The sequence below is a fragment of the Bradyrhizobium sp. STM 3809 genome (genome assembly GCF_000239795.1).
In the GTDB taxonomy this organism is placed as follows: domain Bacteria; phylum Pseudomonadota; class Alphaproteobacteria; order Rhizobiales; family Xanthobacteraceae; genus Bradyrhizobium.
Map to the genome: position 1 here is coordinate 1 of NZ_CAFJ01000181.1, position 14,402 is coordinate 14,402.

The 14,402-nt window shown below is 66.4% G+C and carries 11 protein-coding genes; 8 read left to right on the plus strand and 3 right to left on the minus strand.

Annotated features, from left to right (window positions below; all coding sequences use genetic code 11):
- The 6 genes from BRAS3809_RS09935 to BRAS3809_RS09965 form a co-directional block, all read left to right on the plus strand.
- Window positions 1-371, plus strand: a 371-nt coding sequence (locus BRAS3809_RS09935) for an oligopeptide/dipeptide ABC transporter ATP-binding protein (protein ID WP_035655922.1), incomplete at its 5' end; no start/stop codon positions are given.
- A gap of 142 nt (window positions 372-513) precedes the next feature.
- A complete protein-coding gene (locus tag BRAS3809_RS09940) occupies window positions 514-2,316 on the plus strand; it encodes a gamma-glutamyltransferase family protein (RefSeq protein WP_008961955.1) in 1,803 nt (600 codons plus the stop codon).
- Window positions 2,317-2,326: 10 nt separating this feature from the next.
- Window positions 2,327-3,037, plus strand: coding sequence for a DUF1028 domain-containing protein (locus tag BRAS3809_RS09945; RefSeq protein ID WP_008961956.1), 711 nt, complete (start codon window positions 2,327-2,329; stop codon window positions 3,035-3,037).
- Window positions 3,038-3,161: 124 nt separating this feature from the next.
- Window positions 3,162-4,634, plus strand: coding sequence for an ABC transporter substrate-binding protein (locus tag BRAS3809_RS09950; protein WP_008961957.1), 1,473 nt, complete (start codon window positions 3,162-3,164; stop codon window positions 4,632-4,634).
- Window positions 4,635-5,124: 490 nt separating this feature from the next.
- Window positions 5,125-6,066, plus strand: a complete 942-nt coding sequence (locus BRAS3809_RS09960) for an ABC transporter permease (RefSeq protein ID WP_008961958.1) — start codon at window positions 5,125-5,127, stop codon at window positions 6,064-6,066.
- A 61-nt stretch (window positions 6,067-6,127) separates the two neighbouring features.
- Complete coding sequence (locus tag BRAS3809_RS09965; protein WP_008961959.1) at window positions 6,128-6,958, plus strand: ABC transporter permease; 831 nt, start codon at window positions 6,128-6,130, stop codon at window positions 6,956-6,958.
- Between the two features lie 234 nt (window positions 6,959-7,192).
- On the opposite strand, the gene BRAS3809_RS09970 is transcribed toward BRAS3809_RS09965, so the two are convergent.
- The 3 genes from BRAS3809_RS09970 to BRAS3809_RS09980 form a co-directional block, all read right to left on the minus strand.
- Window positions 7,193-10,291 (minus strand): multidrug efflux RND transporter permease subunit, encoded by a 3,099-nt coding sequence (locus BRAS3809_RS09970; protein WP_008961960.1) that lies wholly within the window; start codon window positions 10,289-10,291, stop codon window positions 7,193-7,195.
- Window positions 10,292-10,372: 81 nt separating this feature from the next.
- A complete protein-coding gene (locus tag BRAS3809_RS09975; protein ID WP_008961961.1) occupies window positions 10,373-11,563 on the minus strand; it encodes an efflux RND transporter periplasmic adaptor subunit in 1,191 nt (396 codons plus the stop codon).
- A 1-nt stretch (window position 11,564) separates the two neighbouring features.
- Complete coding sequence (locus BRAS3809_RS09980) at window positions 11,565-12,251, minus strand: TetR/AcrR family transcriptional regulator (RefSeq protein ID WP_008961962.1); 687 nt, start codon at window positions 12,249-12,251, stop codon at window positions 11,565-11,567.
- 270 nt (window positions 12,252-12,521) lie between these two features.
- On the opposite strand from BRAS3809_RS09980, the gene BRAS3809_RS09985 reads away from it, so the two are divergent.
- Window positions 12,522-13,766: a cytochrome P450 gene (locus BRAS3809_RS09985; RefSeq protein ID WP_008961963.1), complete on the plus strand. Its 1,245-nt coding sequence runs from the start codon at window positions 12,522-12,524 to the stop codon at window positions 13,764-13,766.
- An 11-nt stretch (window positions 13,767-13,777) separates the two neighbouring features.
- Window positions 13,778-14,047 carry a hypothetical protein gene (locus BRAS3809_RS09990; RefSeq protein WP_008961964.1) on the plus strand — a complete coding sequence of 90 codons (270 nt, stop codon included), beginning with the start codon at window positions 13,778-13,780 and terminating at the stop codon, window positions 14,045-14,047.
- Window positions 14,048-14,402 lie beyond the last annotated feature (355 nt).

Genomic DNA, 14,402 nt, shown 5'->3' on the forward strand with positions numbered 1-14,402 from the left:
TGACCTATCTGTTCATCAGCCACAATCTCGCGGTCGTGCGCCACATGGCGAGCCGCATCGGCGTGATGTATCTCGGCCGCATCGTCGAGATCGCGGAGGGACGCCAGCTCTTCAACGATCCGCGCATGCCCTACACCAAGATGCTGCTCGGCGCGGTGCCGGATTTGTCGATGTCCGGCCGCCAGCGCATTCCGGTCAAGGGCGAGATCCCCAACCCCATCAATCCGCCGTCGGGCTGCACCTTCAACCCGCGCTGTCCGTTGGCGTTCGATCTGTGCCGGCAGAAATCACCTGAGTTGATCGGCGGCGTTGCGTGCCATGCAGTGAACCAGCCGGCAAGCGCGGCCGTTCCGACCGCATCGGTTGCGTGAAGGCCGCGCGGCATAATCTTGAACGAGGTCGTCATTGCGAGGAGCGAAGCGACGAAGCAATCCAGGGGCGGCATCCTGGGCCCTGGATTGCTTCGTTATCGCTCGCAATGACGGCAACTGATTACGCAGATCAAAGGGCGCCATGAGCTTCATCAACCCCGATCCCTTCACCACCCGCCCCGAGATCGACGGCACGTTCGGCGTCGTCACCTCGACGCACTGGCTCGCCACCGCCGTCGGCATGGCGATGCTGGAGCGCGGCGGCAACGCGTTCGATGCCGGCGTCGCGGCGGCCTTCACCTTGCAGGTCGTCGAGCCGCATCTCAACGGCCCCGGCGGCGACGTGCCGATCATCCTGCACGACGTCAAGCGCGGCCGCACCGAGGTGATCTGCGGCCAGGGCCCGGCTCCGGCCGGCGCGACCATCGCGCATTACAAGCGCGAGGGGCTCGAGATGGTGCCCGGCACCGGACTGCTCGCGGCTTGCGTCCCCGGCACCTTCGACTCCTGGATGCTGCTGCTGCGCGACTACGGCACGATGCGGCTGCGCGACGTGCTGGAGCCGGCGATCGCCTACGCGCGCGACGGCTATCCGCTGGTCGAGCGCATCTCAGCGACCATCCAGACCGTCGAGCAGCTGTTCAAGACGCATTGGCCGACCTCGGCCGCGCTCTATCTGCCGAACGGCGCCGTGCCGAAACCCGGCACGCTGTTCACCAATCCCAAGCTCGCCGAGACCTACGCGCGAATCCTGAGCGAGGCCGAGAGCGCCGGGGAGAATCGCGACGCGCAGATCGAGCGCGCCCGCAAGGCGTGGTCGCAGGGCTTCGTTGCGGAGGCGATCGACCGCTTCTGCCGGACGCAGGAGGTGATGGACGTCTCCGGCACGCGTCACAAGGGCGTGCTTACGGCCGACGACATGGCGCGCTGGCAGCCGACCATCGAGGCGCCGCTGACCTATCAGTATGGCCGCTACACCGTCTGCAAGGCCGGCGTCTGGAGCCAGGGCCCTGTGCTGCTGCAACAGCTCGCGCTGCTGAAGGGCTTTGCGCTCGACGGCCTCGATCCGACCGGCCCCGATTTCATCCATTGGCAGATCGAGGCCGCCAAGCTCGCCTTCGCCGATCGCGAGGCGTTCTACGGCGATCCGAATTTTGCCGACATCCCGATCGAGACGCTGCTGTCGGATGCCTACAATGATGAGCGCCGCAAGCTGATCACGGACAAGGCCTCGCTGGAGCTGTGCCCCGGCACGCTCGACGGCTACGGCGCCAAGGTGAAGCTGCGCGAGGCGAAAGGCGGCCGCGAGGCCGTCGGCGCGATGGGCTCGGGCGAGCCGACCGTCGGCCGCTTCGGCGAGGTGCGCGGCGACACCGTGCATTTCGACATCATCGACCGCGACGGCAACATGATCTCGGCAACGCCCTCCGGCGGCTGGCTGCAATCCTCGCCGGTCATTCCCGAGCTCGGCTTCTGCCTGGGCACACGCGCGCAGATGTTCTGGCTGGAGGAGGATCATCCGGCGGCGCTGGTGCCGGGCAAGCGGCCGCGCACGACCTTGTCGCCGACCATGGCGCTGCGCGACGGCGAACCTTACGTCGCCTGGGGCTCGCCCGGCGGCGACCAGCAGGACCAGTGGAACACGCAGTTCTTCCTGCGCCACGTCCATTCCGGCATGAACCTGCAGGAATCGATCGATGCTCCGGCCTGGCACTCCGAGCATTTCCCGATCTCGTTCTGGCCGCGCACCGCGCGCCCCGGCGTGCTCGTCGTGGAGGGCCGCGTCCCCAAGGCGACCATCGAGGAACTGCGCCGCCGCGGCCATATCGTCGAGGTCGGCCCCGACTGGTCGGAGGGGCGCCTCACGGCCGCCTCGCGGGTCGGCCGCCGCCGCCGCGCCGCCGCCAATCCCCGGGGCATGCAGGGCTACGCCGCGGGACGCTGAGAGCAAGCCGATGACCTGGTCGATCATTGCCAAGGACGATTCAACCGGCCAGATCGGCATCGCCGTCGCCACGCGCTTCTTCGCCGTCGGCGCGCGCGTGCCGTTCATCGTGGCGGGCCAGGGCGGCATCGCCACCCAGGCGCTGGTCAATCCCTATTACGGCATCGACGGCGCGACGCTGCTGCGCGACGGCCGGCACCCGCACGACATCGTGCAGCTGCTCACATCAGCCGATCCCGGGCGCGAGAGCCGGCAGATCCACATCCTCGACCGCAACGGCCAGATCGCAGCGCATACCGGCCGCGACTGTATCGACTGGTGCGGTCATCTCGAAGGCCAGGGGTTTTCGATCGCCGGCAACATGCTGGCCGGCCCGCAGGTGCTGAACGAGACCGCCAATGCCTTTCTCGCCGGCAGCGGCCTGCCCCTCGCCCAGCGGCTGATCGCGGCGATGAAGGCCGGCGAGGCCGCCGGCGGCGACAAGCGCGGCCGGCAGTCGGCCGCCCTCCTCGTCCACGGCAAGGAGGAATGGTCCGAGCTCGATCTGCGCGTCGACGACCACGCCGATCCGCTTGCCGAACTGGAACGGCTGGAGAGCGTGAGCCGCAGGCATTGGGCGGTGTTCCGGCAGTTCATGCCGACGCGCGACAATCCCGCCGGGGTGACTGACCGCGCCACCATCGACGCCGGCATCGCCGCGGCGCAGGCGAACCCGACATGACCCGCGGAAGGACCGGAGATGAGCGGTGTTGGTACGGATAGTGCAATAACGCAGGCTGAATCGACGTAGGGGACTTGGTATGCTGAGGAAGATCTGGTGCTTCGCCGCGGTCGCGGCCGTCGTCATGGGCGCTTGCGGGACGGCCGCCCAGGCGCAGACCACGTTGCGCATCGGCCTCGCCGAGGATCCCGACGTACTCGACCCGACCATGGCCCGCACCTATGTCGGCCGCATCGTCTTCGCCGCAACCTGTGACAAGCTGTTCGACATCGACGAGAAGCTTAACATCGTGCCGCAGCTCGCGCTGTCTCACGAGACCTCGGCCGACGGCAAGGAGGTCACGATCAAGCTGCGGCCCGGCGTCAAGTTTCACGACGGCGAGCCGTTCGACGCCGAGGCGGCGAAGTTCTCGATCGACCGCCACCTCACCTTTCCCGGCTCGTTCCGCAAGCCCGAGCTCGCCTCAGTCGATCACGTCGACATCGTCGATCCCCTGACGATCAAGCTGGTGCTGAAGGCGCCGTTCTCGCCGCTGATTGCCCAGCTCACCGACCGCGCCGGCATGATGGTGTCGCCGAAGGCGGCCAAGGAGGCCGGCGACAAGTTCGGCCTGCACCCGGTCTGCGCAGGCCCCTACAAATTCGTCGAGCGCGTCCAGCAGGACCGCATCGTGTTCGAGAAGTTCGCCGACTACTGGAACAAGGACAACGTCTTCATCGACAAGATCGTGTATCAGCCGATCGTCGACGCCACGGTGCGGCTGGCGAACCTCAAGTCCGGCAGCCTCGACATGATCGAGCGGCTGCTCGCCACCGACATCAAGGACGTCACCAGCGACAAGCGCCTGAAGCTTTCGACCGCGACGAGCCTCGGCTATCGCGGCATGACGCTGAATATCGGCAAGGACAAGACGAAGGGCCCGCTCAGCCAGTCGGCCAAGGTGCGGCAGGCGCTGGATCTGTCGATCGACCGCGAGGCGCTCAACCAGGTGGTCTTCAACGGCGAGTTCAAGCCGGGCAATCAGTTCGTCAATCCCGAGAATCCCTATTATCAGTCCGCCTTCCCGGTGCGCGGCCGCGACGTCGAGAAGGCCAAGGCGCTCTTGAAGGAAGCCGGCGTGACGCCGCCCGTCACCGTCGACTTCATGGTGCCGAAGGAGAGCGAGAGCGAGGCCGCCGCGCAGGTGCTGCAGGCGATGGCGGCAGAAGCCGGCTTCGACCTGAAGATCCGCATCACCGAGTTCGCCACCTCCCTGAAGCAGGCCGAGGCCGGCGAGTACCAGGCCTACATGCTGGAATGGAGCGGCCGCAGCGATCCCGACGGCAACACCTACAACCATCTGCACTCGGGCGCGGCGCTCAACTACAGCGCCTGGAGCAACGCTGCCGCCGACAAGGCGCTGGAGGACGCGCGCCTCGTCACCGACCCGGCCAAGCGAAAGGCGATCTACGAGACGCTGGTGCGCGAGCAGCAGGCCGATGAGCCGATCCTGTATCTCTATCACCGCAAGTTCCTGTTTGCGCAGACCACGAAGCTGGAAGGCTTCAAGCCGATGCCGGACGGCCTGCTGCGCGTTGTGGGACTGAAGCTGAAGTGAGCGCTGACGTGGCCCCTGCCTGTTGGGACGCGACAGCGACGCCCCGCGCGCGCTGCGCTCCCTCCCCCCTTGTGGGCAGGGGAATCGCATATGGGGATGCGAGCTCTCACAACGAGCGATCCTGCCGATTATGTTACTCCGTCATGCCCGGGCTCGTCCCGGGCATCCACGTCGTTCTCAGCATGCCGGCCGACGTGGATGGCCGGGACAAGCCCGGCCATGACGACGTGGAAAGAGACGGGCACAAAGCTGCGACCGTCATATTCGATAGCCCTGCCCTTGTGGGGGAGGGTTGGGGAGAGGGGCGCCACGCACTCCGACCTCGCTGTCATACCAAGATGCAGAGCCGTCACAGCGAAGGATCCTGGCAGTTAGTGACGCCGTCATGCCCGGGCTCGTCCCGGGCATCCACGTCGTGCCCCGGACGCCGAACGACGTGGATGGCCGGGACAAGCCCGGCCATGACGACCAGGAGACAGGCGAGCACACCATGCTGACCTTCCTCGCGCGCCGGCTCGCGCAGATCATCCCGACCCTGATCTTCGTCTCGATCCTGATCTTCTCGCTGCAGCAGCTCTTGCCCGGCGACCCTGCCCTCGTGATGGCCGGCGAGGAGCGTGATCCCGCGGTCATCGAGCAGATCCGCAAGCAGTATCGCCTCGACCAGCCGCTGCCCGTGCAATACGGCTACTGGATCAAGGGCGTGCTGTCGGGCGATTTCGGCGAGTCCCTGCGCATCAAGATGCCGGTGCGCGACCTCATCCTGCAGAAGCTTCCTGTGACCTTGCAGCTCGCATCGATGGCGATCGTCATCGCGTTCCTGATCGGCATTCCCGCCGGCATCGTCTCCGCGGTGAAGCGCGGCACAGGATGGGACTACGCCGCAAATCTGTTCGCGCTGTGGGGCATATCGACGCCGAACTTCTGGCTCGGCATCATGCTGATCTTCGTGTTCTCGATCCAGCTCGGCTGGCTGCCCCCCTCCGGCTATGTCTCGCTGGCCGAGGACTGGCGCGCCAGCCTCGCCGCGACCATCATGCCGGCCTTCGTGCTCGGCAACGCCATCGCCGCGATCCTGATGCGTCACACCCGCAGCGCCATGCTGCAGGTGCTGAGCAGCGATTACATCCGCACCGCGCGCGCGAAGGGCATTTCCGAGCGGCAGGTCATCCTGCGCCACGCACTGCGCAATGCCTTGACGCCCGTCATCACGCTGGGCGCGCTCGAGCTCGGCACGCTGCTCTCGGGCGCGGTGCTGACCGAGCAGATCTTCTCCATCCCCGGCTTCGGCAAGCTGATCGTCGATGCCGTGTTCAACCGCGACTACGCGGTCGTGCAGGGCGTCGTGCTGGTCACCGCCACCGTCTACATCCTGCTCAACCTGATCGCCGATCTCGCTTATGTGCTCGTCAATCCGCGCTTGAGGAGCTGACATGGCCGAGACGACGCTGTCAGCATCAGGCATCCGCACCCTCGCCCCGCTCGAACGGCCGATGCAGCGCACCTGGCGCCGCCTGGTCAGGCGCAGGGGCGCGATGGTCGGGCTCGGCCTGATCACAATCTTCATCCTGCTCGCCGTATCAGCGCCGCTGGTGGCGCCCTACGATCCGATCAAGACGAGCTGGACGCTGGTGCGCAAGGCGCCCTCGGCGGCGCATTGGTTCGGCACCGACGATCTCGGCCGCGACGTGCTGGCCCGCGTCATCTATGGCGCGCGCGCCTCGCTGCTGGCCGGCGCGATCTCGGTCGTGATCGCGCTGTCGATCGGCGTTCCCATCGGCATGCTCGCGGGCTATCGCGGCGGCTTCATCGATGCCCTGATCAGCCGCATCACCGATGCGATGCTGGCCTGCCCGTTCCTGATACTCGCGATTGCGCTCGCTGCGTTCCTCGGGCCGAGCCTCGGCAACGCGATGATCGCGATCGGCATCTCGGCGACGCCCATCTTCGTCCGGCTGACGCGCGGCGAGGTTCTGAGCGTCAAGGTCGAGGAGTATGTCGAGGCCGCGCGCAGCGTCGGCGACACCGACCTGCAGATCGCGGTCCGGCACATCCTGCCGAACATCATGCCGGCGCTGCTGGTGCAGGCGACCCTGTCGGTCGCCGCCGCCATCATCGCCGAGGCCGCGCTGTCGTTCCTGGGGTTGGGCCAGCAGCCGCCGGCGCCGTCCTGGGGCAGCATGCTCAACGCCGCCCAGCGCTTCCTCACCAACGCGCCGTGGATGGCGATCTGGCCGGGGCTGGCGATCTTCCTGGTCGTGCTGTCGCTCAATCTGCTGGGCGACGGCCTGCGCGACGCGCTGGACCCACAGCAGGAGGAGTGAGGCGTTGCGCGGCGCCCCACCCTCCGCTGTCGTCCCGGCCTCCGAGCCGGGACCCATAACCACCGTCGGTCGTTGTTGCGCGAGAAGGTCACTCCGCGCCTGCCTCAAATCACGGCCTGTGGCTATGGGTCCCGGCTCAAGGCCGGGACGACAGCGCGGGGTGTTGAAGCACAGCTCAAAACAAAACGGCGGCTACCGAGGCAGCCGCCGTTGATTTGTCAACCGAGCGCCCGCTCACGTCGGCTTCAGCGCGTGCTCCGTCTCGGCGTCGAACGCCGCGATCTCCTGGGCGCGCCTGGACTTGGCGGCGGCCTGGTGGTCGGTGGCGATGACGGTGTAGACGGCGGGCAGCACGAACAGCGTGAACAGCGTGCCGATCGACATGCCGGCGACGACGACGAGGCCGATCGAGAACCGGCTGGCGGCGCCGGCGCCGGACGCGGTCAAGAGCGGAATCAGACCGGTGACCATCGCCGCCGTCGTCATCAGGATCGGCCGCAGGCGGATGCGCGCGGCCTGCGCGATCGCGGTGCGCCGGTCGAGCCCCTCCTTCTGCTGCAGCTCGTTGGCGAACTCCACCATCAGGATGCCGTGCTTGGTGATCAGCCCGACCAGGGTGAGCAGGCCGACCTTGGTGTAGATGTTCATGGTCGCGAGCCCGAAGAACAGCGGGATCAGCGCGCCGACGATCGCCATGGGCACGCTGACCATGATGACGAAGGGATCGCGCAGGCTCTCGAATTGCGCCGCCAGCACCAGGAAGATGATGATCAGCGCGAAAGCGAAGGTGACGGTGAGCTGATTGCCCTCCTGGACGTATTGCCGGGCATCGGCGAGATAGTCGTGGCTGAAGCCCGACGGCAGGTTCTTGGCCTCTTTCTCCAGGAAGTCGACCGCCTGACCGACGGTGACGCCGGGCATCGGCACGGCCGAGAACGTCGCCGAGTTGAGCTGGTTGTAATGCGTCAGCGAGTTCGGGTCGGTCGCGGTCTCGATGCTCACCACGGTCGACAACGGCACCTGCTGGCCGGCGGCGGTGGCGACGTAGTAGCCGGCGAGCGAATCCGGCGACAGCCGCTTGTCGCGCGGCACCTGCGGGATCACCTGGTAGGAGCGGCCCTCGAGGTTGAAGCGGTTGATGTAGTTGCCGCCGAGCAGCACCGCGAGCGTGTTGCCGATCGACTGCATGTTGATGCCGAGATCGCTCGCCTTGCTGCGGTTGATCCAGACCTTCACCACCGGCTGGTTGAACTCGAGGTCGCTGTCGGAGACGATGAACATGCCGCTCTTGCGCGCCGCCGCCTTCAGCTTGGCCATCTGGTCATAGACCGCCTGGAAGCCGTTGGTCGAGCTGATCACCATCTGCACCGGCAGGCCGCCGGGACCGCCCGGCAGCGCCGGCAGGTTGAAGGCGAAGGCGTTGATGCCCTCGATCTTCGAAAGCTCCGCCTGCACCAGCGGCTTCAGCTTGATCGACGAGCGCGTGCGCTCGTCCCAGGGCTTGAGCAGCATGCCGGCGAAGCCGCCCTGCGGGCCGTTGATGCCGTTCAGCACGAAGCGCAGGTCGGTCTCGGGGAACTTCTGGAACGCCTTGTCGAGCTTGTCGGTGTAGAAATTGATGTAGTCGATGTTGGCGTATTTCGGCGCCTTGGTGATCGAGAACACGATGCCCTGATCCTCCTCCGGCGCGAGCTCGGCCGCCGTATGCAGCCAGAGGAAGGCCGACAGGCCGAGCATGGTCACCGCGAACAGTGCCGTCACCGGGCGGTAGTCGAGCGAGCGGTCGAGCTTTCGGCCATACCAGCGCGTCATCGCGCCGAACACCCGGTTCACGAGCCGCGCGAAGCGGCCCTCCTCCGCGCTGCGCAGCAGCACCGAGCACATCATCGGCGACAGCGTCAGCGCGATGACGCCCGAGACGATCACGGAGCCGGCCAGCGTGAAGGCGAACTCGCGAAACAGCGAGCCGGTCAGGCCGCTCTGGAATCCGATCGGCGCATACACGGCGGCCAGGGTGATGGTCATCGAGATGACCGGGCCGACGATCTCGCGCGCACCCTGCAGCGCGGCCTGGACCGGCGCCTTGCCCTCCTCCAGGTGGCGGTGGATGTTCTCCACCACGACGATGGCGTCGTCGACCACGAGGCCGATCGCCAGCACCATCGCCAGCAAGGTCAGCAGGTTGATGGAGAAGCCGAACGCCAGCATCATGGTGCAGACGCCGATCAGCGACAGCGGGATCGTCACCACGGGAATGATGACCGAGCGCAGCGACGCCAGGAACAGGAAGATCACGACGATGACGATCAGCACGGCTTCGCCGAGCGTGTGCTCGACCTCGTCGATCGACGACTGGATGAACTTGGTGGAATCATAGGCCACCTTCATCTTCATCGACGGCGGCAGATTGCGCTCGAGGTCGGGGAACAGCGCGCGCACGCCCTTGACGATGTTGAGCGGGTTGCCCTGCGGCGTCGCGTCGACGCCGATGAAGATGGCGCGCTCGCCGTTGAAGGCGACGCTGGCATCGGTGCTCTGCGCGGCGAGCTCGACGGTGGCGATGTCCTCCATGCGCACGAAGCCGCCGTCCTTGGCCTTGACGATCATCCGCTTGAACTGATTGACGTCGGTCAGGCCGGTGTTGGTCGTGACGTTGGAGACGATGAAATAGCCCTTGGCCTGGCCGGCCGCGGACTGGAAGTTGTTGGCCGCGATCGCGGATGCGACGTCGGTCGGCGAGACGTTGCGGCCGGCCATCTTCTCCGGATTGAGCCAGATCCGCATCGCGAAGGTCTGGCCGCCGAGGATGTTGGCGGCGGCAACGCCGTCCACCGTCGACAGCACCGGCTGCACCACGCGCGTGAGATAGTCCGAGATCGCCGAGCCCGATAGCTCCTCGCTGGAGAAGCCGAGATACATCACCGACGTGGTCTGGCCGGTGGTCTTGGTGACGATCGGGTCGTTGGACTCCTTCGGGATGAGGTAGCGGACCGAGTTCACCTTGGCGAGCACCTCGGTGAGCGCCTGGCTTGGATCGAAATTGAGCTTGATGAACACCTGGATCGTGCTGGTGCCCTGCACCGAGGACGAGGTGATGTAGTCGACGCCCTCGGCCGAGGCGACCGCCTGCTCCAGCGGCGTCGTGATGAAGCCCTGGATCAGGTCGGCGGAGGCGCCGGGATAGACCGTCGTGACGTTGACGACCGTGTTCGACAGCTTCGGATATTGCCGGATCGGCAGCACGAACGCCGCGCGCAGGCCGAGCAGCAGGATGAGCATGCTGACCACGACCGACAGCACCGGGCGCTTGATGAAGATATCGGTGAAACGCATCGCGGCAGTCCCGTCAGCAGGAGGCAGATGAGGTCCGGACGGGCCGCCGGGAGGGCGGCCCGTGTTGGCTCAGAGGATCGCTTAGTAGCGCGGCGGCTTCGCCGGCACCGGAGGCGGCGGATCGGTCGAGATCGCGACCGCGGCGCCCGACTGGATTTTCAACTGACCGACGGCGACGACCCGGTCGCCTTCCTTCAGGCCCTTCAGGATCTCAGCACGGCCGTTGACGCGATCGCCGGTCTGGACGTAGGTGCGGTCCGCCACCAGCGTCGTCTTGCCGTCGTCGGTCTTCTTTTCGTTGATGACGAACACCGAGTCGCCATACAGCGTGTAGTCGACCGCCGTCTCCGGCACGGTCAGCACCGGCGGCTTGTCCGGCAGCACCACGGTGGTCGTGGCGAACATGCCCGGCTTGAGGATATGCTCGGGATTGGCGATCGTGCCCTGCACGCGGATGTTGCGGGTGTCGGTCGCGATCTGCGGCTCGATCGTCGTGATCTTGCCCTCGAAGGTCTTGCCCGGATAGGCGTCGACGGTGACGCGCACGACCTGCCCGACCTTGAGCTGGCCCGAATCCTTCTCCGTCACCGTGAAGTTGACCCACAGCTGCGAGAGATCGGTCAGCGACACGATCTGCGTGCCGGCCGAGAGATACTGGCCGAGATCGACCTTGCGGACGCCGAGTTCGCCGTCGAACGGCGCGCGCACCAGTTTCTGCGCGATCAGCGCCTCGGTCTTGGCGACGCCGGCCTGGGCCTGGTCGTAGGCGGCCTGGGCCTGGTCGACGGTCGCCTGCGGACCGAACTGGCGCGAGGCGAGCTGCTTGGCGCGGTCGAGCGACAGCTGCGCCACGGTGACCTGGGCCTTAAAGTTCGCGAGGTCGCCCTGCTCCGGCGCGTCATAGAGCTGCACCAGCGGCGTGCCCTGCTTCACCGTCGTGCCCGGCGTGAACATGATGTCGGTGATGCGGCCCGAGGCGTCCGCGGTCACGTTGACCTGATGCACGGCCGCGAGATCGCCGACCGCGGTCAACAGGTTCGGCACGGTTTCCGCCGTCGCGGTCGCAATGCTGACGTTGAGCGGCGGCGGCTTCATGTTGGCGAAGAACTGCGCGATCATCTTGTCGCGGAACATGTTGAACCACACGAGGCCGCCGACGAGCCCCGCGAGCAGCAGGCCGACCACGATGAACCAGAGCACCGGGCGGGTGCGCTTGCGCGGCTTGTCGTCGATCGGCTTTCCGGAGAGCTTGGGTTCCGTCGCAATGTTCATGTCATGCACTTTCTGCCGTCGCCGGCCGGGCCGGGGGTTGCGACAATTCGTGGTCGAGATAGCACGCAATCGCGGCGTCGGTCAGTCCGATGCCGCGCAGGATGAACTCGCTGAGCTGGTGCTCCAGGCGCGTTGCGGTTCCATAGGACACGCAGGGCGTCGCGGGAAGCCGCGTCAGCGCGGCCATCAGCACGGTGTGATGCGCGAACCAGAACAGATCGCGCGGCGCCGCCGCGAGGGGCACGGCATCACCGGCAGCCACTGCGCTCTCCAGGCAGTTAACGAACTTGGCGCCGATCAGATCATCGATCTTCGCGTAGAGCAGCCGCGCGAACTCGCCATCATCGAGATGGCTCGACGCCATCAGCCGCAGCCGCTGCTCTTCCTCGTCATCGGGCCCGTCGGCGATGCCGAGGAAATGCCGGACCATGCCGGCCATCATCTTGACCAGCGTCGCGGTCGAAGGTTCCTGGCCGAGCAGCAGCTCGAAATCCGGATCGGCCTCGCATTGCTCGGTGAGGATCTCGGCGTAGAGCGCCGCCTTCGACGGGAAATGCTTGAACAGCAGCGCTTCCGAGATCGCGGCCGCCGCGGCCACGCTCTTGGTCGTCGTACCGGCATAGCCGTGACGCGCGAAGCAGCGCTTGGCCGCTCCGAGGATCAGCTGCCTCCGGAGATCGCTTGTCATGCGCAAACTGGACATCGCCCGTGAGTAAATACTCACTTGATCCATGTCAAGAAATATGCCGCAACGCAGCGGCGTCTGGCGACCAAGTCCTTGATAATGCTGGAGAGCGAGCGGCAGCGCCGACCGCAATTTTGTACCGCAGCAACAAGGCGGTTCTGCGGCACGCTGGGGTGGTGCCGGCGCGGGTGGACACCAGCCGGCGCATTTTCTTCCGTCGCGGACCGTGCCACGCTCGCGGCAACCACGAAGACTCGACCGGGAGGACCAGAGATGACCGACGCCGCAGCGCTCGCCGAGGAGTTCGATCTCGAGCGCCTGACGCCCGGCTTCTACGCCGACCCCTACCCGACCTATCGCGCGCTGCGCCAGCATGCGCCGGTCAAGCGGATGCGCAACGGCTCCTATTTTCTGACGCGATACGACGATCTCGTCACCGCCTACAAGACGACGAAGGCGTTCTCGTCGGACAAGACGCGCGAGTTCGCGCCGAAATACGGCGCTTCGCTGCTCTACGAGCACCACACCACGAGCCTCGTGTTCAACGATCCGCCGTCGCATACGCGCGTCCGCCGCCTGATCATGGGCGCGCTGTCGCCGCGCGCGATCGCGGAGATGGAGCCGGCGCTGATCGCGCTGGTCGACGGCCTGCTGGATCGCATCGCCGCAAAGCAGCGCTTCGAGCTGATCGAGGATTTTGCCGCGGCGATTCCGATCGAGGTGATCGGCAATCTGCTCGGCGTGCCGCATGAGGAGCGCGGGCCCTTGCGCGACTGGTCGCTCGCCATTCTCGGCGCGCTGGAGCCGGTGCTGACAGCAGAGCAGCTTGCCCGCGGCAACCAGGCCGTCGGCGACTTCCTGGACTATCTGCAGACGCTGGTCGCGCGCCGCCGCGCCGCGCCCGGCAATCCCGAGCGCGACGTGCTGACGCGGCTGATCCAAGGCGAGTCCAATGGCGAGCGGCTCAGCGAGAAGGAGCTCTTGCACAACTGCATCTTCCTGCTCAACGCCGGGCACGAGACCACCACCAACCTGATCGGCAACGGCCTGGTGCTGCTGTGCCAGCATCCGGCCGAGCGCAAGAAGCTGATCGAGGCCCCCGCCTTGATCCGCACCGCCGTCGAGGAGATCCTGCGCTACGAAAGCTCCAACCAGCTCGGCAACCGCATGACCACGGAAGCCGTCGAGCTCGGCGGCCTCACGCTGGCGCCCGGCACCTCCGTCACCCTGTGCATCGGCGCCGCCAACCGCGACCCCGCCCAGTTCGACGATCCCGAACGCTTCGACATCACCCGCCTCGCCAACCGCCACCTGGCTTTCGGCACCGGCGCGCATCAATGCGCGGGCATGGCGCTGGCGCGGCTGGAGGGCGCGGTGGCGATCGGACGGTTCGTGGCGCGTTTTCCGGACTATCAGCTGGACGGGGAGCCGGTGCGCGGCGGACGGGTGAGGTTTCGCGGGTTTGCGAAGGTGCCCTGCGTGGCGGCACGCAGCCCAGCGCTGTCCAAGGCAAACTAGGTCAAGCGCCGATGCGCATTTCGGCAGTCTTCACCGGAATTTCGTTCGTCAGCTTTCTGGTCGCGACGTGGCGCTACCTCGCCATCTCCACGCCATACCATCTCGATCGGGCCGAGAGCATTCTTGCAAATCCCAACGGCGACGTCGTTTGGCTGGAGAAATGGACCTTCAGCCGGGAGATCAGTCTGGCCTGTGCCTGCATCTCGCTGGTCATCTTCCTCTGGTCTTACGTGGCTCTATGGCGAGCGCAGCAGCAGGACGAATGCGAGCGTAATGACTGAACTCTGGCGATTGACAGCTCACAGAGCGTAGGGCGGATCAGCGAAGCGCAATCCGCCACCCAGGCCCCAGTTACAGCCAGCGCGCAAGCAACGTCGTGCGTGATGTCGCTGCTGCCAGCACGGCGGATTACGCTGCGCCAATCCGTCCTACGCACCTCAACCCTCACCCTGAGGAGCCCGCCAGAGGCGGGCGTCTCGAAGGGCGAGGCCCCGATCGTGGCCTCATGGTTCGAGACGCGCCTGCGGCGCTCCTCACCATGAGCTGGCAGCACGCACCGTGCTGCACACCGACCATGAACACGAGTAAAGAATTCATGGAGGATCGTCTCGTTCTATCGCCGTGCACAACCGTCAA

What these genes read in the sequence shown, in the direction of transcription:
- BRAS3809_RS09940 (WP_008961955.1), top strand. Translation starts at nt 514, where the DNA reads ATGAGCTTCATCAACCCCGATCCCTTCACCACCCGCCCCGAGATCGAC.
- BRAS3809_RS09985 (WP_008961963.1), top strand. Translation starts at nt 12,522, where the DNA reads ATGACCGACGCCGCAGCGCTCGCCGAGGAGTTCGATCTCGAGCGCCTG.
- BRAS3809_RS09975 (WP_008961961.1), bottom strand. Translation starts at nt 11,563, where the DNA reads ATGAACATTGCGACGGAACCCAAGCTCTCCGGAAAGCCGATCGACGAC.
- BRAS3809_RS09950 (WP_008961957.1), top strand. Translation starts at nt 3,162, where the DNA reads ATGGGCGCTTGCGGGACGGCCGCCCAGGCGCAGACCACGTTGCGCATC.
- BRAS3809_RS09980 (WP_008961962.1), bottom strand. Translation starts at nt 12,251, where the DNA reads ATGACAAGCGATCTCCGGAGGCAGCTGATCCTCGGAGCGGCCAAGCGC.
- BRAS3809_RS09965 (WP_008961959.1), top strand. Translation starts at nt 6,128, where the DNA reads ATGCAGCGCACCTGGCGCCGCCTGGTCAGGCGCAGGGGCGCGATGGTC.
- BRAS3809_RS09945 (WP_008961956.1), top strand. Translation starts at nt 2,327, where the DNA reads ATGACCTGGTCGATCATTGCCAAGGACGATTCAACCGGCCAGATCGGC.
- BRAS3809_RS09970 (WP_008961960.1), bottom strand. Translation starts at nt 10,291, where the DNA reads ATGCGTTTCACCGATATCTTCATCAAGCGCCCGGTGCTGTCGGTCGTG.
- BRAS3809_RS09960 (WP_008961958.1), top strand. Translation starts at nt 5,125, where the DNA reads ATGCTGACCTTCCTCGCGCGCCGGCTCGCGCAGATCATCCCGACCCTG.
- BRAS3809_RS09990 (WP_008961964.1), top strand. Translation starts at nt 13,778, where the DNA reads ATGCGCATTTCGGCAGTCTTCACCGGAATTTCGTTCGTCAGCTTTCTG.